16 protein-coding genes are annotated in these 21,695 nt (G+C 40.7%); 3 read left to right on the top strand and 13 right to left on the bottom strand.

Annotated features, from left to right (window positions below; all coding sequences use genetic code 11):
• Positions 1-5: 5 nt before the first annotated feature.
• The 3 genes from R2Q80_RS03105 to R2Q80_RS03095 all read right to left on the bottom strand — a co-directional run bounded on the left by R2Q80_RS03105 (position 6) and on the right by R2Q80_RS03095 (position 4,554).
• The gene (locus R2Q80_RS03105) at positions 6-2,366 is read right to left on the bottom strand and encodes an ABC transporter permease (protein ID WP_316798181.1); all 2,361 of its coding nucleotides are present in this window, start codon (positions 2,364-2,366) and stop codon (positions 6-8) included.
• Between the two features lie 220 nt (positions 2,367-2,586).
• Positions 2,587-3,285 carry an ABC transporter ATP-binding protein gene (locus R2Q80_RS03100; protein ID WP_316798180.1) on the bottom strand — a complete coding sequence of 233 codons (699 nt, stop codon included), beginning with the start codon at positions 3,283-3,285 and terminating at the stop codon, positions 2,587-2,589.
• Between the two features lie 24 nt (positions 3,286-3,309).
• On the bottom strand, positions 3,310-4,554 hold the full coding sequence (locus R2Q80_RS03095) for an efflux RND transporter periplasmic adaptor subunit (protein ID WP_316798179.1): 1,245 nt from the start codon (positions 4,552-4,554) through the stop codon (positions 3,310-3,312).
• Between the two features lie 179 nt (positions 4,555-4,733).
• Between R2Q80_RS03095 and R2Q80_RS03090 the strand changes: the two genes are divergently transcribed.
• The 3 genes from R2Q80_RS03090 to R2Q80_RS03080 all read left to right on the top strand — a co-directional run bounded on the left by R2Q80_RS03090 (position 4,734) and on the right by R2Q80_RS03080 (position 9,845).
• Positions 4,734-6,104 carry a sigma-54 dependent transcriptional regulator gene (locus R2Q80_RS03090; protein ID WP_316798178.1) on the top strand — a complete coding sequence of 457 codons (1,371 nt, stop codon included), beginning with the start codon at positions 4,734-4,736 and terminating at the stop codon, positions 6,102-6,104.
• Positions 6,105-6,177: 73 nt separating this feature from the next.
• A complete protein-coding gene (locus R2Q80_RS03085) occupies positions 6,178-7,494 on the top strand; it encodes a sensor histidine kinase (RefSeq protein WP_316798177.1) in 1,317 nt (438 codons plus the stop codon).
• Positions 7,495-7,655: 161 nt separating this feature from the next.
• Entirely contained in the window at positions 7,656-9,845 is a 2,190-nt protein-coding gene (locus tag R2Q80_RS03080; protein ID WP_316798176.1) for a bifunctional alpha,alpha-trehalose-phosphate synthase (UDP-forming)/trehalose-phosphatase, read from the top strand.
• 87 nt (positions 9,846-9,932) lie between these two features.
• Here the strand turns inward: R2Q80_RS03080 and R2Q80_RS03075 are convergent, their stop codons facing one another.
• From R2Q80_RS03075 to cobA (R2Q80_RS03030), 10 genes are all read right to left on the bottom strand, one after another.
• On the bottom strand, positions 9,933-11,717 hold the full coding sequence (locus R2Q80_RS03075) for a glycoside hydrolase family 15 protein (protein ID WP_316798175.1): 1,785 nt from the start codon (positions 11,715-11,717) through the stop codon (positions 9,933-9,935).
• 137 nt (positions 11,718-11,854) lie between these two features.
• Positions 11,855-13,123, bottom strand: a complete 1,269-nt coding sequence (locus tag R2Q80_RS03070) for a glucose-1-phosphate adenylyltransferase (RefSeq protein WP_316798174.1) — start codon at positions 13,121-13,123, stop codon at positions 11,855-11,857.
• Positions 13,124-13,131: 8 nt separating this feature from the next.
• Positions 13,132-14,544: a glycogen synthase gene (locus R2Q80_RS03065; protein ID WP_316798173.1), complete on the bottom strand. Its 1,413-nt coding sequence runs from the start codon at positions 14,542-14,544 to the stop codon at positions 13,132-13,134.
• Between the two features lie 186 nt (positions 14,545-14,730).
• Positions 14,731-15,525, bottom strand: a complete 795-nt coding sequence (gene cobA / locus R2Q80_RS03060) for a uroporphyrinogen-III C-methyltransferase (RefSeq protein ID WP_316798172.1) — start codon at positions 15,523-15,525, stop codon at positions 14,731-14,733.
• A 126-nt stretch (positions 15,526-15,651) separates the two neighbouring features.
• Complete coding sequence (locus R2Q80_RS03055; protein ID WP_316798171.1) at positions 15,652-16,116, bottom strand: hypothetical protein; 465 nt, start codon at positions 16,114-16,116, stop codon at positions 15,652-15,654.
• Between the two features lie 223 nt (positions 16,117-16,339).
• Entirely contained in the window at positions 16,340-17,590 is a 1,251-nt protein-coding gene (locus R2Q80_RS03050) for a sulfate adenylyltransferase subunit 1 (protein ID WP_316798170.1), read from the bottom strand.
• A 72-nt stretch (positions 17,591-17,662) separates the two neighbouring features.
• Positions 17,663-18,568, bottom strand: a complete 906-nt coding sequence (gene cysD, locus R2Q80_RS03045; protein ID WP_316798169.1) for a sulfate adenylyltransferase subunit CysD — start codon at positions 18,566-18,568, stop codon at positions 17,663-17,665.
• A gap of 116 nt (positions 18,569-18,684) precedes the next feature.
• Entirely contained in the window at positions 18,685-19,389 is a 705-nt protein-coding gene (locus R2Q80_RS03040; protein ID WP_316798168.1) for a phosphoadenylyl-sulfate reductase, read from the bottom strand.
• 2 nt (positions 19,390-19,391) lie between these two features.
• Entirely contained in the window at positions 19,392-20,903 is a 1,512-nt protein-coding gene (locus R2Q80_RS03035; protein ID WP_316798167.1) for a TSUP family transporter, read from the bottom strand.
• Positions 20,887-21,657: a uroporphyrinogen-III C-methyltransferase gene (gene cobA, locus R2Q80_RS03030; RefSeq protein ID WP_316798166.1), complete on the bottom strand. Its 771-nt coding sequence runs from the start codon at positions 21,655-21,657 to the stop codon at positions 20,887-20,889. Before cobA (R2Q80_RS03030) ends, R2Q80_RS03035 begins: the two co-directional genes overlap by 17 nt.
• Between the last annotated feature and the right edge of the window lie 38 nt (positions 21,658-21,695).

Raw genomic sequence — 21,695 nt, 5'->3', positions numbered from 1 at the left:
CTTAATTATTCGTATTTTAATGCATCCACCGGATTAGCTTTGGCAACTTTTACCGACTGTACGCTTACCGTTAGAATGGCAATTAAAAGAGATAAACCGATTGCAGTAATAAAGGGTAACGCCGAAATTGATACGCGGTATTCGTATGCAGAGAGCCACTTATTGATGACAATGTAGGCCACAGGAAATGCAATGATATTAGCAATAGCCACCAGCTTGATAAAATCTTTATTTAAAAGGGTAAGAATGTTGGTGGTACTTGCACCCAACACTTTGCGAATACTGATTTCTTTTCTACGTTGCTCGGCCATGAAAAGTGCCAATCCTAATAAGCCTAAACAGGAAATGAAGATAGCAAAACCACCAAACCAATTTGAAAGTGTGCCTAAAAGCTTTTCGTTTCTGAACTTAGCCTCAAAATTGTCGTCAACGAATTTTACATCAACCGGATAAGCCGGATTGATTTTTTTAACGATTGCATTAATAGTACTTAAAGAATTTGTAATGTTATTTTGCGGATTGAACCGCAATACCATGGTTGTAATTCTATCAGGATTTTGAGCAATTAATAATGGAATTGGTTTTTGATAGGCTGACTCCATCACGTAATCTTTCATGACGCCTATTATACGCAATGGCTGCCCCCAGTCGATCATTTTGCCAACAGGATCTTTCATACCCATCACTTTTACCATAGCCTCATTAACCAAAACGCTGGCTGTATCTACATAATCTTTAGAAAAATCCCTACCCTGCAAAATCTCCATCCCAGTGGTTTTAGTCAAATCCACGCTTGTGAATCGGGTGTTTACAAGAATTTTATCGCTTGGGTTTTTTCCTGGCCAGTTAATGCCATAGGTATTGTTTCCTCCTCCGGTTAAAGATTGACTATATTCTGTTACGGCCACTACGGCTCCCGATTTTATTAATTCATCCTTTAAAACCTGCCGTTTCTCTTTTTTACCAAGTTCACCAACTGTCGGAATCTGAATTAAATTTTTACGGTCGTAACCAATCGGTTTATTTTTGATGTAGTTGAGTTGCTGGTAAATAACAGCCGTACAAACAATTAAACAGGCTGCAAATACAAACTGAAAAACGACCAAAAACTTGCGGATAGAAAGCGATGAGCCACCACCAAGTTTAAAGCCTTTTAGTACCTTAACCGGATCAAAAGATGATAGGTAAAATGCGGGATAGCTGCCGGCAATAATGCCTGTGGTGAGCGTTAAACCTAAAAACACCGACCAGAATTGCCATTCGGCATAGTTAATTTGCAAGGTGATGCCTAATAAACTGTTGAAATACGGTAAGCTGACTTCAATTAAAACAAAGGCGATTAACATACTTAATGTAGTGAGTAAAATGGACTCGAACATAAACTGGGCGATCAGATTTTTCCTTGTTGACCCGATTGCTTTTCGCACGCCAACCTCTCTTGATCTTTTCTCAGATTTTGCTGTAGAAAGGTTCATAAAGTTTACGCAGGCGATCAAAAGAATACAAAAAGCCAAAAGGAAAAAGATGCGAAGCTGGTCTATTCTTCCACCAACATTTTTACCGTTTTCAAACTTCTCATATAAATGCCACTTCGAGAGCGGATGAATAAAAGGTTCGCCATTTGCATCTTTATCATGAGCTTTAATCATACCATGTAGCTGATTGTTTACCTGATCAAAACGTGAATTATCCTCCAACTGGAGAAACATCATGCAAAAATTATTACCCCATGGACTGTCTATTGCCCAGGGATTTAATTTTTCATACAAACTCCATGAAAGCACATAATCGATTTCGAGTGTGGTGTTTTTTGGCCGGTCTTCAATTATCCCCTCCACTTTTAAGCTTTCATTATTATCCAGCTTAACGACTTTGTTGAGCGGGTCTTCATTACCGAAAAGCTTTTTTGCAAGCGATTCCGATAAAACTACACCGTCAGGGTTCTGTAAAAATATCGCAGGATTGCCTTTCAAAACCTTGTAATCGAAAATTTTCAAGAAATCAGGATCGGCAAAACTTGCACTTGCTTTAAAATTATTCTGATTATAGGTAAGCAACTGAAATTCAGGGTAGGATAACCGGCTAACTTTAGAAACTCCGCTCACTTTGGTTCGCACATCCTCCTTAAGCTTCCCAGGAAATGCCATGAAACTGAAGGTTTCGGTTGATGTTTTTTGATTATTATACAAAACATAGGTTTTATCATAATCAGTAAACTGTTTATCATAACCGTATTCATAAGCTACATAAAGCAGTAAGACCATACAACTCGCCAAACCAATGGCTAATCCACCCAAATTGATCAGGGTAAATCCTTTATTTCTCCAAAGGTTGCGCAACGCGATTTTTAAGTTTAATCTGAACATTTTATAGTATCAAGTATTTAGTATCAAGTATCAAGACCCGCAAATTGCTTTGGTCTCTCAGTATTAGTCTTTCAGCTTCTTAAGCGCCTTACCCGAATCTTCCTATCCAGAAAGATTCGGTGGCTTATCATTAAACTAAAACTATTACTAAGGTTGAGGAATCGAAAGTAAAGACAAGATGGTTTAACCGCTTTAAGCTTGCAACCGTCTGCCATTCAATCTATATCAGTTCCTCATTTTTGCTTTTATTTATCTTTTCCGAAATTACATGACCATCTTTCAGGTTGATGATCCGGTTGGAGAAACTGGCATCATGACTGGAGTGGGTAACCATTACAATCGTGGTTCCGGTTTCATTTAACTCACAAAGCAATTCCATTACTTCGTTACCGTGAGAACTATCCAGGTTACCCGTAGGCTCATCGGCTAAAACCAGTTTCGGCTTCGTTACTAAAGCCCTTGCTACTGCAACACGCTGCTGCTGACCACCCGAAAGTTGTTGTGGAAAGTGACCGCTCCGGTTTACGATGTTCATCCTTTCAATGATTTCATTAACGAGTTTTTTCCGTTCACCTGCCGGAATCTTATTGTAAATCAAAGGCAATTCGATGTTTTCGAAAACCGTTAACTCATCAATTAAATTGAAATTCTGGAAAACGAATCCCATGTTTCTTTTACGGAAGTTTGAACGTTCTCTGTCGTTTAAGGTTAAAAGTTCGGTATCGATAAACTTGTAACTACCACTCTCCGGCTTATCCAACAAGCCCATAACATTCAGTAAGGTAGATTTTCCACAACCTGAAGGGCCCATAATGGAAACGAATTCACCTTCCTTAACCTGAAGATTGATCCCGTTAAGTGCTGTTGTTTCTATTTCTTCAGTTTTGTAAATTTTTTCGAGATTTTCTATTTTAATCATAGCGTTGTTTATCAGTATTTAGCTTTACTTATTGATTTCTACCTGGTCGTATTGATTAAACTGGTCATACGATGAGGTAATCACCTCATCCCCCTTCTGCAACCCATCCAATATTTCGTAATACAGGTAGTTTTTTCTTCCAATTTTAACGTTTTTCTTAATTGCTTTACCATTATTTACCACAAACACCCACGAGCCTCCGGTACTCTGGAAAAACTGACCCTGCGCGAGTAGTAGCGATTTACTATTGTCAGACAGTGTAAGTTTTGTTTGAAGCGATAAGCCACGTCGCAACCCTTCAGGGGTTGCACCCTTAAATACCATTTCTACCTGAAACTGACCGGCAGTAACTTCAGGGATAACTTTGCTTACAGTTAGATTGTATGTTTTTCCATTGAATTCGCAGGTTGAAGTTTGCCCTTCTTTAACCCGGTTAATATAATATTCATCAACTCCTGCCTGAAGTTTATACCCTTGCAGCACATCGATCTTACCGATCATTTCGTTTGAATTGTAAGACTTACCAATAACAGGATCATAAGAGGACAACTTGCCGGAAACGGGAGCCTTGATGGTCATGTTCTCAATATTTTTACGAATCATCTCCAAACTTTCATTCATCTGTCCCATCGATTGATCTATCTGGGCAAGCTGCATTTTACGGCTTTGATTTTCCTGCTTAATTGCCTGGCGGACAATTTTAAGTTTGCCCTGGTAATACTCGTAATCCTGACTCGATTTATTAAACTCCTGAAGGGTGATTACCTTTTTAGCAAAAAGCGAACTATCCAGTCGATATTGACGTGAAGCGGTTCTCAGACTATTTTCTACATCCAGAACATCCTGATTTAACACCCTTTGGTTTTGCTCAAGATCCAGTCTCGATTTGCGTAGCTGATTGATTTGTTCAGTAGCCGCAGTTTGACTCGAGGTATAACTTAGCATGGCGTTCGAGTTCGAAATTCTCAACAGTGGTGTTCCTTTAACAACCGAAGCCCCATTCTCGGTAAAGATCTCTGCAACCGTTCCCCCTTCTGATGAACTAACGATTACAGAAGTTAGGGGAACAACACTGGCATTCAATAGAACCACATCCTCAAAGTCGCCATATTCCACTTTGCTAATGGTTAATTTATCAGCATCGGCGCTATATGTTTTTTTCAAGGATAAGGTATAGCCATAAATTACAATTGCTACGAAAGCAACTGCTCCACCTATCATTATTAAAGCTTTGGTGCTGAATCTTTTCTTCTCTATCTTTTTGTCCATTGTTTGGCTATACTGTTTGATTGCTTATTAACCAAGCTTATGCCAAAAGGTCAAATCACATTTAAAACACTATATATCAGTATTTTAATAATTTAATTTAATTTTTACTGTTCGTTATCGAACAGTTTATGTGCGGGATCGGACAGTTTATTTAAATTCGTATTTCAAATTTAGTATCCATGTTAGACGCCACAGTTTTAATTATCGATGATGATGATGACATTCTCTTAAGTGCCCGCCTGTTTTTGAAACAGCAGGTAAAGCAGGTGATTACGTGTAAATCGCCCAAAGAAATTAACGTTTTGCTCAGCAAAAATGAGGTTGATATCATCTTGCTTGATATGAATTATCAAAAAGGTGCAAGTGATGGTCGTGAAGGTTTGTACTGGCTGGATCACATTCTGTCGATTGATAAAGATTATGTGGTGATCTTGATGACTGCTTTTGGCAATGTAGAACTCGCAGTTAGTGCCATTAAAAAAGGTGCAACCGACTTCATTCTGAAACCGTGGGAAAATGAAAAACTGTTTGCTACCCTCTCCGCAGCATCAAAACTTCGGCAGTCGACCAGAAAGGTAAAAAAGCTGGAGAAAATACATACGTCACTTCATCAGGATATGACCAGGGGTTTCGAACATATTGTTGGAGAGGCTGATGGCATCAGGCAACTGCAAACAACTTTGCTAAAAGTGGCACCAACTGACGCCAATGTGTTAATATTAGGAGAGAATGGTACAGGAAAACAGGTTTTTGCTTACGAGATTCACGGAAATTCGCAACGCAAGAACCAGGTTTTTATGCACGTTGATTTAGGATCGTTAAATGAAAATCTCTTTGAGAGTGAACTGTTTGGTTATGCAAAAGGGGCGTTCACCGATGCAAAAGAAGATAAACCGGGTAGATTTGAACTGGCAGATGGAGGAACAATATTTTTGGATGAGATCGGTAATCTCACCTTACCGTTGCAGGCCAAGCTGCTGAGCGTTTTGCAAAACCGTACCGTAACACGTTTGGGTGAAAGTAAGGAACGAAAGATCAATGTGAGGCTTATTACTGCGACAAACATGCCATTGGATGAAATGGTTGCCAAAAATAATTTCAGGCAGGATTTGCTTTTCCGCATCAACACTGTGGAATTATTACTGCCACCATTAAGAAAACGCGGAAAGGATATTCTCCTTCTGGCCAATCACTTTATGCAGGTTTTTAGCTCAAGATATCACAAAGAAATACGCAGTTTAAGCCATAAAGCCCAGGACGTGTTACTGAGCTATAAATGGCCGGGAAACGTCAGAGAGCTTCAACATGTACTCGAACGTGCTGTAATTATGACTGATGGCAATGAAATCAGCGAAGAGGATCTACAATTAAGTCCGCAGCGATTTGCACAAACTAATACCATGCCAGATGAAATGGCGCTTGAAGATATGGAGAAAATGATGGTGCAAAAGGCCATTGACAAGCACAAGGGAAATATATCAAAGGCAGCAGCAGAGCTGGGTTTAACCCGTGCAGCCTTGTACAGAAGAATAGAGAAATTCGGAATATGACCATCTACCCTTAGATTTTCGGCTTAGCACTATGTTTTATACACGCTTTACTTTTCGTTTAATTTCCCGGTTGGTGCTTATTAACCTATTGGGCTACCTCTTGTTCTATCTGATCAGCAACACACAATTGTGGTTTACGATTATTGGGGTAAGCTTGATATTCGTTAGTGCAATTATCTCGCTTTACTATTACATTAATGAAATCCGCTCAGATATTAAGCGGTTTATCCTGGCTGTGAAAACCCGCGACCATACACTTAATTTTAAGAATAAGGCCACGAGGGGAAGTTTTCCTGAGCTCTATGAGTCATTCAGCGAAATTCTTCAGGTGCATAAACAGATTCGTATGGAACAGGAAGCCATGTTCCAGCTGATTAAGACCATCCTCGAACAGGTTCCTGTAGGAGTCATTGTAGTCAATAACACCAAAACTGCTCAGGATAGCGAGGAAATTGCATTTTTTAACCAGGCGGCATCGAATTTACTCGGCGTGCCGGCATATAAATACTGGCATCGCCTGCAACTGCATCTTCCGCTTTTCGCCAGGGAAATTGAGCAGATTTCATCGGGTGGGAAACGTTTCCTTGAATTGAAGATCCAGGAGAAACTCATCCAGCTATCCACAGAAGTTATCCCTCTGAATCTTTATGGTAAAAATTATACAATTATTAGTTTTCAAAATATTAAAGATGAAATTGAACAGAAAGAAACTGAAGCATGGAATCGTTTGATAGGTGTAATTTCACATGAAATTCTGAATTCCATCACCCCAATCAGTTCCCTCTCCGATACCATAAATAGCATGGTTACAGATAAAGAGAATCTTGATATTGATGAAATGGAGGATTTAAAAACGGCTTTGCAGACTATCAAACGGCGATCTGCAGGCTTACTGGACTTTGTGAAAGATTACAGGCTTATTGCCGAACTGCCAACTCCAAATCTTGAATCGCACACTATAGGCGAAATCCTGAAGCACATTAAAGTTTTGATGCAGCCTTTTGCCAAAGTTAAGAATGTGGTGCTGGATGTGGCGCAAACCTCCTCTAAAATTACGGTACAACTCGACCTGAAACTGGTGGAGCAAGTGCTCATCAATCTGATCACAAACAGCATCTATTCTGTTGAGGAAGAGGAAAACCCACACATATCGGTGAGTTATCGGCTTGAAAACACCAGACTTTATATCGATGTAACCGATAATGGTAAGGGAATTGAGCCTGCAGATTTAGAAAAAATATTTGTTCCTTTTTACACCACCAGGAAAAACGGATCGGGAATTGGATTAACCATTAGCCGTAACATTATGAAAATGCACAGAGGCAGTATCGAAGTAGTTTCCAGTCCAAACGAACAGACAACTTTCTCCCTTGTGTTCAACTATGTTTAAGGTAATTGCAACAATACTTTAGCTCTGTTTCTGGTCGAAAGCCATCGAACATTCCTTTTAAGTAACCCCTTGAAAAATCATTTGAATGTTTCTTTCGAAACAAAATTCAAACAAAACCGTTGCTAGCTGCTTTTATTTATGTGAATACATCAAATACAAGCATGAAGACAGTTATAATTTCGAACAGACTACCCGTTAAAATCATTGAAGAAAACAACCAGTATACCTTTATACCAAGTGAGGGTGGCCTTGCTACCGGACTTGGCGACGTATATAAAACAGGCAATTCCATTTGGGTAGGCTGGCCGGGAATTGAAGTTCCTGAAGATCGCCAGCAGGAAGTGACCGAAAAACTACAGGAACTTAACCTCTACCCCGTTTTCCTAACGCAGGAAGAAATCAACTTATATTATGAAGGCTTTTCGAACGAAGTTTTATGGCCTGTATTTCATTACCTGGTTACCTATGCCCATTATGAACAAAGTTATTGGGATTGCTATAAATCGGTAAATGAAAAGTTTGCTAAAAGTGCCATGCAAGTGCTCAACAGAAGGGATAAGATCTGGATTCAAGACTACCAGTTACTCGTACTTCCCGGAATTTTAAGGGAAAAACTGCCAAATGCCACCATCGGCTTTTTTCAGCATATCCCCTTCCCGTCTTACGAAATATTCAGGTTAATTCCCTGGCGGGAAGAACTGTTAAACGGATTGATAGGATCTGATTTAATTGGCTTCCATACCTACGATGATGTGCGCCACTTTATCAGCACAGCAACCCGCCTGCTCCCGGTAAATTCATCTTCCAACGTACTCAGCAGCAATGAAAGGCAAATTGTGATCGAAGCCTTCCCAATGGGAATTGATTACGATAAATTCTCATCACTCACGTCGACCGAAAAAGTAAAAAAAGAAATTAACTACTTCAGAAACGGCAAGGAGGATATAAAAATCATTCTCTCAATTGATAGACTTGACTATAGCAAAGGCATTCTGGAGCGTTTAAAGGCCTTGGAATTGCTCCTGCAAATGCATCCCGAATTCATCGGGAAAATCGAGCTTTTTATGATTGTTGTTCCCTCAAGAGATACCGTTCCGCAATACAGCGAGCTTCGGGATCAGATTGATCAGTTCGTAGGGAACCTGAATGCCCGCTACCGGTCTATGAACTGGATTCCGGTGAACTATTTCTACCGTTCTTTTCCAATTGAAGTTTTATCTGCACTTTATGCATCGGCCGATATTTGTTTGGTTACACCCATGCGCGATGGCATGAACCTGGTGAGCAAAGAATATGTTGCCAGTAGAAATAATGAAGATGGTGTACTCATCTTAAGTGAAATGGCGGGTGCATCCAAAGAGTTGACAGATGCGTTAGTGGTAAATCCAAATAATTTGGGCGACATTATGGAAGCCATCGTAACAGCGCTCAAAATGCCCTCAGAAGAACAGCAGCAACGCATGAAAGCCATGCGTGCAATAGTAGAAAAATTCAATGTGAAACATTGGGTAAACAATTTTATTTTAAGATTAAACGAAGTGAAAGATTCTCAAAAATCATTGCAAACTAAACATGCAGTAAATGCTGTGAACGAAGTTATTGCGGCTAAATACGCAGAAACGAACGATCGTGTTTTATTTCTGGATTACGACGGTACTCTGGTGGATTTTACCGGCAACATTGACGATGCTTCGCCCGACGATGAATTATATGATCTGATTGAAAACCTGACGTTGGACAAGTCAAACAAAGTTGTGATCATCAGTGGAAGGCGACATGAGACCCTGGAAAGCTGGTTCGGACATTTGAAGGTTGATTTAATTGCTGAACATGGGGCCTGGCAAAAGGCCCAGCAAGAGAAATGGAACTGCCTGCCATTGCTTACTGACCAATGGAAAAGCGAAATCCGGGCATTACTGGAAACGTATACCGACCGAACGCCCGGTTCATTTATTGAAGAAAAAAGCTACTCGCTGGTTTGGCATTACCGCAAAGCCGAAGAAGGATTAGGTGATTTACGGGCAAATGAAATTGTCAGTCACATGAAGATTCTGGCAGCTGATAAGGGCCTTCAACTCATGCCTGGGAATAAGGTAATCGAATTTAAAAACATCGAGGTAAACAAGGGTAAAGCTGCCCTAAACTGGCTTTATGATAAACATCCTGATTTTATTATTGCCCTGGGTGATGACCATACTGATGAAGACATTTTTAAAGCGCTACCTGACGATGCCATTACTGTTAAAGTAGGAAATAACTTGTCTGAGGCAAAATATTACCTTAACGATTACAAAGAGGTACGGAAATTATTGTGGAGCCTTGTTAAGGAAGAGTTTGTAGAACGAGACTAATCTAAACACCTCACAAAAAAATCCCGCAGCTTAAGATATCGATGCAAAAGTAAATGGCATTAATATTCCAGACTGCGGGATATTTTTTTATAAGAATATCGGCCTATCCAGCTTAATCGCAATGCGGTATGCTGCATTCATTAAGCCTACGTGGCTGTAAGCTTGTGGAAAATTCCCCCACTGACTGCCTGTTTTCGCATCTACATCTTCACTGAAAAGCAATAAATGATTACAATATTTAATGATGTTTTCAAATTCCTTAATAGCCTCATCCGTTCTTCCTACACAGGCCAAAGCCTCCACATACCAGAATGCGCAAATTAAAAATGTTGTTTTAGGTTTTCCAAAGTCATCAGCATGCAGGTATCTGTAAAATAAGCCATCCTCAGTTTTAAGTTCCTTCTCCAGCGCAATTAAATGATCTTTTGCCCTGTCTGATGCCGGATCCAGGTAATTCATCATGATCAGTTGCAGCGTGCTGGCATCGAGATGCGGACTTCCGACGGCATTCGTATATACCTTTCTTATTGGATCATAACAGGCTTCTATATGTGCAGCCGCTTTATCAATGAGGACCTGTGCCCTTTCTTCGAAATCTTTGTTACCGATGGTTTTGGCCATTTTCAATGCAGCCTGGGCACCCGCCCATTGAAACAGGTTACTGTAGCAATGCACATTTGCAATGTTTCTAAATTCCCATATACCGGCATCTTTCTCATCAATGGTCATCTCGATTTTTGAAAGTACACTTTCAATCCATTTTACGGAGTCGCTGCGTTCAGAAAATACAAACCGATGATCGGTATATAAAGGCAACATGGATATTAAAACCTGCCCGTATATGTCATTCTGAATATGCTCGTACGCCTGGTTACCAATGCGAATGGGTTGTTCACCTTTATAACCTTCCAGATGATCGAGTGTGGTTTCGATAATTTCCCGTTCACCGGCAATACCGTAAAGCGGTTGGTAACGGGTATCTTCAGCATGAGATATATCAGAAAGATAATTGAAGTATTTCTCCATTTCTTCGAAATGCCCGATGTGATTAAGCGATGTGAGTACGTAATGAGAATCACGCAGCCAGCAATAGCGGTAGTCCCAGTTTCTGGTACTTCCGGGTGATTCTGGCAAACTCGTGGTACTTGCTGCGATTATCGCCCCTGTATCTTCGTATTGGTGGATTTTTAAAACCAATGCAGAGCGGATTACAAATGGTTGATAAAAACCAGCGATTGACGAATGTTTTATCCACAAACGCCAGTAAGAAACAGTATCGCGAAGGAAGTTTTCTGCAGTACTGATGATTGGTGCTTCGAAATTCTGTCCATAGGTCATGATCAGGTATTTCGTTTCATTCAATACAAAAGGTTTCTCATCGATAATGTAGGTAAGTGATACATTTGAGCTAAGTCTGATATTCTCATCGCAACCCAGATAATCGATATGGTTACTCCCTCTGCTCGAACGCATTTTGCCCTTTCCGTAATCACATACCGGCTGACATTTAATCGTGATGCGTGGATTTCCTTCCAGTGGCTCAATCTTCCTGATGAACAGTAGTGGTTTGAAATACCTGTCGTACAGACGAAAGCGGGGCGCAAAATCAGTAATGCGATATCGCCCATCTTCGGCAGTAATTTCTGTTCTCAGTACGTTCGTATTTTCAATGTAGTATTGTGTGGACGAAAACTCGCCCTGAGGCAGGATTGTAAATTGTCCTCCTTTGTTTTTATCAAGCAAACTGCCAAAAACAAAAGGGCTATCGAAGCGTGGCCAGCATAGCCATGAGATATCTGTATTTTTATTTACATGTGCCAGAAAAGCACAGTTACCTATTATTCCCGTTTCATAAAGGTGTTGTTCTGCCATAAGCTCATTTTGTGTTTATTGATTAACAAGATTATGGCGAAAATGTTGGAGGTGATTAGGATTTTAAATATTCAGATAGAATGAAAAAAGCCAGAGTGAACGAATTCAAACTGGCTTAGTTAATGATAATGATAATTTTATATAACTGTTCCGCTCGGCAAAACTGCTCCTTTTTTAACCACAACAATTCCATCTTTTACGGCGTAGAGCTCGTGATCTCCGTCTTCAAGATGCGGACCGCCGTTAATGTTAACATCATTTCCGATTCGGCAGTTTTTATCAATGATGGCGTTATTAATGTAACACCTGTCGCCGATACCAATCAATGAATTTCCTTTACTGGTTTCACTTTGTATTTCCTCGAGCGTTTGATAACGGTCGCTACCCATGATGTAAGCGTTAGTGATCACCGTATCACGGCCTATGCGTGCCCTGATTCCAAGCACAGCATGTTCAACTTTACTGGCCTGAATAATACACCCTTCAGCGATAATTGCTTTTTCGAGCGTTGTTCCAGAGATTTTTGAAGGTGGCAGCATCCTTGCTCTTGTAAAAATGGTATGATTGCTGTCGAACATATTGAACTTTGGAATTTCATCTGTTAAGCCCAAGTTGGCTTCAAAGAAGGATGAAATGTTACCAATGTCAGTCCAGTACCCCTCATATTGAAAGCTAAGCACACGGCTTTCGGTAATAGCCCTTGGAAGAATTTCTTTACCAAAATCTTTCTCTTCTACATTCTCGTTGAGGATATTAATCAGGTACTCCCGGTTAAATACATAGATTCCCATGGAGGCAAGAAAGTTTCTTCCTTCAGCCTGCATTTCTTCACCCGTGTCAGAAACCCAGTCTTCCAGACCGGTTTTTGGTTTCTCGATGAAAGAGGTGATCATATTTTCCTCATCTGCCTTTAGGATACCGAAATCGGTAGCATCTTTTGCTGTTACCGGAATGGTGGCGATGGTAATTTCTGCATTGGCTTCAATGTGCTTTTCAATCATATCCTTGAAATCCATTTGATACAACTGATCGCCTGAAAGGATTAGGATATAATCAAACTCGTGAGATACTATATGATGCATACACTGACGCACAGCATCGGCTGTTCCCTGGAACCAACCCGAATTCTGAACCGTTTGTTCGGCCGCAAGAATATCAACGAAAGCCGTACTAAAATGACTGAAGTGATAGGTATTTTTAATGTGTTTATTTAGGGATGCCGAATTAAACTGTGTTAACACAAACATACGGTGGATTCCTGAATTCAGGCAATTTGAAATCGGAATGTCTACCAAACGATACTTACCAGCGATTGGAACTGCCGGTTTAGAGCGTGTTTGTGTAAGTGGCGATAATCTAGAGCCCTGGCCACCGCCAAGGATAACGCCTAAAACTTTGTCAGTCATGTTTAAGCTTATTTTAATATTTGGTATAAATCTATATAATTAGTTGCTGCCCTGTCCCACGAATGATCAATCTTCATCATGGTTTTACGCACCGCTTTAAATGCTTTTTTATTATTGTATAAATCAACAGCGCGGTTTATAGAATGTGTTACATCCCATACGCTGGTCTGGTCGTGGCACAGCCCAAATCCGCCGTCTCCTATGTCTACTACAGTGTCCCTTAAACCACCAACCCTTCTTACAATCGGAACCGTTCCATATCGCAGGGCATAAAGTTGATTAAGCCCGCAAGGTTCGACCCTTGATGGCATTAAAAGGAAGTCTGCACCTGCATACATCTCATGAGAAACCTGCTCATTATAGCCGATGTAAACATTATACCTTCCTCCGAAAATATCTTTCAGCTGGTTCAACCTACCCTCTACCCAGTTTTCTCCGGAACCCAATACCAGTACATTAATATTATCCCCATGTTGCTGCAGAGCAGTGTAAAATATATCCGGTAGCAAATCAGCCCCTTTTTCATCAACCAGCCTGCCAATAAAGGTAAACAGTGGCTTGCTGGAGTCTAATTGAAAAACATCGCAAAGCGCTCTTTTGTTTGCTTCTTTTCCTGCTTCAACCGTTTTTAAATTGTAACTTTTGCCTAGCATAGGATCGGTTTCCGGATTCCACACTTCACTATCAATCCCGTTTAAAATCCCTACAGATTTCCAGCGTTCCTGACGAAGGAGACTTTCCAGTCCACGGGCATTGTTCATCATCTCTTCCAGATAACTTGGCGAAACGGTTGTTACGCGCCAGGCACATTTGATTGCAGCCGCCAACGGATTGATGGCATCCTCCCAACCCAGCAGTCCGCCTTTCCACAAGTCGAAAGCCGGCAGATAATACAATTTTTCCCAGCCAAACTGCCCCTGATACTGTGCATTATGAATGGTTAAAATGGTTGGAACTTTACTGATATTCTGGTATTTTAAACAGTTTGAAACCATGAAAGGAATCAAACCTGTATGGTGATCGTGGCAATGAATAATATCCGGGCGATGCTCCCATTGCGCTATCCAGTCAAGTGTAGCAATCTGAAAGGCAACAAAACGCTCGGTATCATCTGCATAGCCATAAACATTAGGCCTGTCAGTTAGCCCCTGTATGTGTACAACATATAAATCGAAACCAAGTTTATTGGTTTTCTCTCTGAGTACGCGGTAGGAAAAATGATGATTCCCATAATTTGACCAGGCATCGTAGGCTACTTCGAACTCGCTTTCGCGTACAAATTTCGTTTCGTAGGCGGGTACAACCACCTTAGCAATGTGGCCTGTTTTATTCTGATATTTTGGTAAGGCCCCTACTACGTCAGCTAATCCACCAACTTTCGCAACAGGGTAACACTCGGCGCTTATATGTATAATTTCCATTAAATATTTGGTGTAGATAACCCTGTTAAGTTAGCAATTGTTTTCTGATTTAGAAATTATCTAAAATTAATTTTTGAGGGACTATTCTGAAGGATCAATGATCTAATCGTAGTGCAATTCCACAAAAAAAACCGCTGGGCTTTAGCCAGCGGTTTTAACAACAAAACAAATATGAGTAATTTACCTTTAGTATTCTTCAGCAAGGGTTTCGTAAAAATCTCTGATGGGCTGGAACTGAGGATGCAGGGAAACCACATCTCCAAATACCAGAAGCGCAGGTGCACTGATTTTTTTGTCTTCCACAAGCTCAGCAATCGTATCAACGATTCCTACAGCTATTTTTTCTTGCGGGGTTGAACCATTTTCAATCACAGCCACGGGCAAAAGGTGTTTATTTTCAGCCTGGAAAATAGCGGCAATCTCTTTTACTTTTTGTATTCCGTTTAAAACCACAATTGTGGCTTTGGTTTTAGCAGCGATATATAAATCCTCGGAGATATCACCCTTAGCATTTGTTCCGGTTACGGCCCAAAAGCTTTCGCTTAGGTCTTTGTAGATCATTGGAATCTTCTGTAAACTTGGGGCGCCCGTAGCGCTTGAAATTCCGGGAATAATCTCCGTTGGAATACTATATGATTCGGCAGCGTCTATTTCCTCATAACCTTTGGCAAAGAAAAACGGATCGCCACTTTTTAAACGGACCACATGTCCGTAGTTCAAAGCATAATCAATCACCAGTTTATTTACCGCGTCCTGAGAGAAACCTTCATCATCACTGCGTTTACCAACGAAGATTTTTGGAATACCATCTGGGGCGTGACACAGTAAAGCTTCGTTTACATTTGCATCATATAAAACAACATCAGCTGTTTTTAATGATTTTACACCTTTCAAACTAAACAAATCAGGGTCACCAGGACCCGCACCTATTAGTGTAATTTTTGGTTCAATGTTCGCTTTTTCTACTTTACTTAAAATCATGACAGAAAATATTAGCTCGTGATAACTTGATTAATATCACAAATATACAAAGTCTATCGAAATGGTAGTAATTTATTTTAAAATAATTTATTTAAATCTAAAAAGGGCTACAAATACCCCTCAAGGCTACTTACACGGCACTTCCTGAAAGCTAAATTTACCTGCTTCGTAATTGATCTCTTTCCCTTTAACGAAGTAAGAACGTCCGAGTGTCGTTTCAATCTGACCTACCCCCATAATCAGCTTACCATCTTTTTTTAAGAATGCAAGGGGATTGGTAAAAGCCTTTGTCGTATCGTTGCCTGTATTAAAGCGATAGTCGACCAATAAGGTGTCGCCGTTGAATTTGCCAGTAATTTTTCCGTTATTCTGGGGTTTTTCAGCATATTTAACCAGCAAGGAGCCTTCAATCTTTCCTGAGGCCATCTCACTGACAATCATCGCAGCGCTGTCTTTTTCGAAAGCGGCGGCATAACAGGTTTGATTAATCAACGAATCTTTTTTTGCTGAACCAGCTTTCTGGTCCGAGGAATTACAGGCAAAAATAAATGGTACAGCAGCAAGGGCTGAAAACAGGATGTTCTTTTTCATGGTTCGAATCAAATAGTTCGTGTTATTAATTTAAGAACATGATGAAAGGTTTAGGACTTTTCCATAAAAAATCCGATTTATGAAAAACGGAGCTACCTTTATCGGTGCCCCGCTGAAATTGCTTTCGCTTTAAGATATACTAAAAGCTTTCCTAATTATATTTGGTCGTAGTTTTTTCATGTTTCAACTCCCCGATCTCACATCTCAGATCTAACACCTAACCCTACTCTACCGCTGCTCTGAACATCAAAGCACCTACCGTTAAGTTGGTTCGGCTGTCTATCAAAATGGCTGAACCATTCGCCCGGTTATCGTCGTAGAGATCAAAAGCCAAAGCATCAGCTGTTTTGACGATCACACGGCCGATATCATTAAGTTTAAATTCATCAGCCTGATGTTTTTCCAGTGTATTGATGTCAACCTTATGAAGGATTTCACTAATTTTGCACTTGGTTACCTTACTGTTATGCTGAATAAGGTACATGATGGAGGTATCCAATGCACGTGTATCCATCCAGCATAAATCTACTTCAATTAGTTTCGATTCCTGAGGTAAAGCAGATGCATTTACAATCGTATCACCACGACTGATATCCACATCATCTTTAAGGTGGATGGTAACCGACTGACCGGCATGTGCGGCTCCTGGAGTTTGATCAAAGAATTCAATTTTTTCTATTGTTGAACTTGCACCTGATGGGAGTATGGTCACCTTATCGTTTAAGTTGAATGTTCCACTTAGTACCCTTCCCGCATAACCGCGATAATCGTGCAATGCCTCTGTCTGCGGGCGAATTACCCATTGAACAGGCATTCGCGCCAGCTGCGATTTGTCCAGATTATCCGTATCTACTTTTTCTAAAAAGTGCAACAGGCTTTCACCACTGTACCAATCCATCCGCTCAGAATTCTGAACAATGTTATCTCCTTTTAAGGCGCTAACGGGGATATAATTGACATCAGCAAGTTTAAGCTGTTGGGCCAACACCTTGTATTTATCAATGATGGTATTGTAAACGTCTTCGCTATAGTCGACCATATCCATTTTATTGATCGCAACCACTAAGTGATTAATCCCCAGTAAGGAAACGATATAAGAGTGACGGATGGTTTGCTCCACCACACCATTTCTGGCATCAATCAAAATAATGGCCAGATTCGCTGTCGATGCACCGGTAACCATATTTCTGGTGTATTGAATATGCCCTGGGGTATCCGCGATGATAAATTTACGTTTATCGGTCTGGAAATATTTATAAGCAACATCAATGGTGATGCCTTGCTCGCGCTCTGCCCTTAAACCATCAGTTAAAATAGCTAAATCAATTGTTCCATCATCGTTTTTGCGGTTAGAGCTTTGTAAAGCCTCCAGCTGATCCGCTAAAATGGAATCTGTATCATATAACAAACGGCCTATTAAGGTACTCTTACCATCATCTACGCTGCCTGCTGTGAAAAATTTTAAAATGTTCATATTAATAAAATGATTGAATGAATGAGGGATTAAATTTTGAATGACTCCGGACTTAATACTCCGAACTCAAGACTAAAAATATCCGCCCTTTTTCCTGTCTTCCATTGCAGCTTCCGATACTTTATCGTCCAGGCGTGCGCCGCGTTCAGAAATTTTGGAAGCACTGATCTCGTCGATGATGTCATCAATCAGGGTTGCCTCTGATTCTACTGCAGCTGTACAGGACATATCTCCAACCGTACGGAAACGGACCTGTTTACGGAAAATAAAATCTTCCTCATCCATGTTCAGGAATGGCGAGGCAGCCATGAGCTGTCCGTTGCGGGTAATCACTTCACGTTCGTGAGAAAAGTAGATACTTGGTAACTCAATTTTCTCCCGGCGGATGTAATTCCATACATCTAATTCTGTCCAGTTGCTGATCGGGAATACCCTTACATTTTCACCTTTATGAACTTTGCCATTATATGTATTCCAAAGCTCCGGCCGCTGGCGTTTTGGATCCCACTGACCAAATTCATCGCGCACAGAAAAAATACGCTCTTTTGCGCGCGCTTTTTCCTCATCACGGCGGGCTCCGCCAATACAGGCATCGAATTCATATTTTGCAATGGTATCCAATAACGTAACCGTTTGCAAGGCATTTCTACTGGCGTTTTTGCCTTTCTGCTCTACAACTTTACCCTGATCTATTGATTCCTGAACAGAACCGACAATTAACCTTTCGCCAATTCTTTCAATCATTTTATCACGATAATCTATCGTTTCCTGAAAATTATGACCTGTGTCGATGTGCACTAAAGGGAAAGGGAATTTCCCCGGACGAAAAGCTTTTTCTGCTAAGCGAACCAGGGTAATTGAGTCTTTTCCTCCGGAAAACAGTAAGGCAGGTTTCTCAAACTGACCGGCAACCTCACGCAGGATGTGAATGGCTTCGGCCTCTAGTTCATCTAAGTAATCGAAATTATATGTACTCATTTATTAAGTTTTGATTGATTGAATCCCGGTTGAGTAAGTACCAAACTTCTCTTTATGGTATTCAATTGTTATATCATTTGTTGTTGTTGTTGTTTTTATCATTCGGTCAGACTACATTAAGCCTTTTCGGTAGCATGCAGTCCGCATTCTTTTTTGCTCTGGTCTTCCCACCACCATCTTCCGGCTCTAAAATCTTCACCTGGCTGCACTGCCCGTGTACATGGAGCACATCCTATACTCGGAAAGCCTTTATCGTGCAAAGTATTGTACACAATGTTGTTTTCCTTTATATAGCTCTTTACATCATCTAGTGTCCAGTCGAAAATGGGGTGGAATTTAATTAAATTATTGCCTTCATCCCACTCCAGATCATGCATGTCTTCCCGGTTAGGGCTCTGCTCAGCTCTAATTCCGGTTACCCAGATTTCATTACCCTTAAGCGCTCTTTTTAGCGGTTCGATTTTCCGGATGTAACAGCATTCTTTTCTGTTTTCCACAGATTCGTAAAAACTGTTCGGTCCTTTGGTGTTCACCATATCCTGCAGTAACTCATTTTTCGGGTAATAAGCATGAATTGGTTTATTATAAACTTCCAGCGTCCTGTTCCAAACATAATAAGTTTCAGGAAATAACCTGCCTGTTTCCAGGGTAAAAACCTCAATGGGGATGTTATTGGCGAAAATAAGGTGGGTAATCGCCTGATCTTCCCAGCCGAAACTGGTAGAAAATATGATACGGCCGGCAAATTTATCTGCCAGTAACTTTAATTTTTCTATCGTATTTAAACCTGATAATTCTTGTTTAAGGCCTTCTACACTCATCACTATATTAGTTTTAAAATAAACATCACTACGCTACGCAAACTTACAATCATTACGATAATTCCCACTGCCACCATGATTGTTTTGGCCGAAATCTTGTTCGAAACCCGAGCTGCAATCGGTGAAGCAACAGCACTGCCAATAATTAAACCGACTACTGCTTCCCAATACTTTCCACCCAGCATGGTAAAAAATGTAAGTGAGCTCAGCGTTGCAATAAAAAACCTGCTGATTTTTACGGTACCAAGAGAAAATAACGGATGGCGTCCTCCGGCAATTAGACTGGATAATACGATAGATCCCCAACCACCACCGAAAGCAGCATCGATAAAACCTCCAAAGAAGCCTAAAACACCTATCTTTTTAATTTTCTCGTCGGCTTTTTTTCTCTTGATATTAAATGCCTTCATCAGAATAACACCCCCTAAAAACAAGGTATATACGGCGACAACGGGTTTAACATAGGCACTGTAATGTTCCAACGAGGATAAGATGTATGCGCCTAAAACGGCACCAATGATGGCCGGAAGAATCAAAATCTTAAACAATTTCCAGTTCACATTACCCATGCGGTAGTGCATCCAACCTGCAATACCATTGCTCATCACCTCTGAAATGTGAATGGCCATGCTTGCTGATGCGGGTGGTAAGCCCATTGCCAGTGAAAAAGAGGCTGTTGTTACACCGTACGACATGCCGATGGCTCCATCAATCAGGGCGAACACAAATCCTGCTCCCAGGAACCAGTAAAATAAGGGATCGATATTAATTAAAAATGACTGAAATTCTGGTTCCGTAGTCCAAAGGGATATGCCAATTGCTCCGATTAAAAAAACCGCAGCCAGCCAGATCAGCCATTTGATATTTCTTTCAGCAAAACTTTTGCGGGGATTAATGAGGCTTTGTGTAACCTTATTGAGCTTTTTAACCTTTGCCGAAAAGTCGCCATTTAACGTCTGACGCAATGCACTCATATTCTGCAGGGTTTCATCAAGCTCTGCCGGCAAACCCTCATTTAAAATCTGCTTTAATCTTTTCGCAATGGTTGGCGACTTACCATTGGTAGAGATGGCGATTTTCAGATCACCTTTCTGAACGATAGATCCCAGATAGAAATCGCACAAATCAGGTTTATCTGCCACATTGATCAGCAAACCCTTTTCATGGGTAACTACCCTGATTTCTTCATTTAAGATATTGTTGTTGGTTGCTGCAAAGACGATATCAATGTTCTCGAGATCAGACACGTCGAAACTTTTCTGCTTCACTTTAATCTGGGGAAAATTTGCTATTAACGCATAAACCTCGGGTGATACGATTTCTGCAACGATGGTAATTTTTGCATGGCGGCTGTTGTTAACTATAGCCGTTAACTTTTCCAGGCCTATATTTCCTGCACCAATTAATAATGTACGCAGCTTGTTCAGCTTTACAAAAACCGGAAAAAGCTGATTACCTTTCTCCTCTTCATGGAGAATGGTTTCATTATCGGGTTGGTTAGGCGATATTTGCATACTGTTTTACAAGTTTTTTAAATGATGGATGTAAGGAAACAACCTCGCCAAAAATCAACAGCGCAGGTGCTTTCACATTTTCAAGCTGAACAAGCTCCTCTATGGTATCCACAACACCTACTACCAGTTTTTCATCTTCCGAAGAGCCATTTTGAACCACCGCTGCAGGAAGCTGATGTCTGCCTGCTGCCTTAAATATTTCTACAATTCTGGAAAGCTTTTTAAGCCCCATCAGTATCAGTACCGTGGCATTCGATTCAGCAGCCTGATAAATATCTGCAGAAACTTCTCCCGAAGTGGTGGTTCCGGTGATCACCCAGAAGCTTTCGCTCAAACCACGGTGTGTAACCGGAATCTGCTGTAATCCGGGAACACCAATAGAACTGGAAATACCGGGTATAACGTCGACTGGAATACTATACGAGGCGGCATAATCCAACTCCTCATATCCCCTTCCAAACACAAATGGATCGCCACCTTTCAAACGCACCACATGGCCGTAGTTTAAAGCATAGTCGATCATTAATTTATTGATGGTTTCCTGTGGATAAGAATGTTCTCCTGAACGTTTGCCCACATAAACTTTTATGGCTTCTGCCGGAGCGTGCTCCAGTAAAGCCTCATTGGTTAAAGCATCGTACAGAACCACATCTGCTGCCTGTAAAGCCTTAACACCTTTCAGCGTTAATAAATCCGGATCTCCGGGGCCCGCACCCAAAAGGGTTATTTTTGATTCTTTATTCTGATTAATCATAATTTTCAATTTTGAGGAGTGAAATTAAATGAATGAGT

This window comes from Pedobacter frigidisoli (genome assembly GCF_032678525.1).
GTDB lineage: Bacteria > Bacteroidota > Bacteroidia > Sphingobacteriales > Sphingobacteriaceae > Pedobacter > Pedobacter frigidisoli_A.
This window is presented reverse-complemented; position numbering and strand designations above follow the sequence as displayed.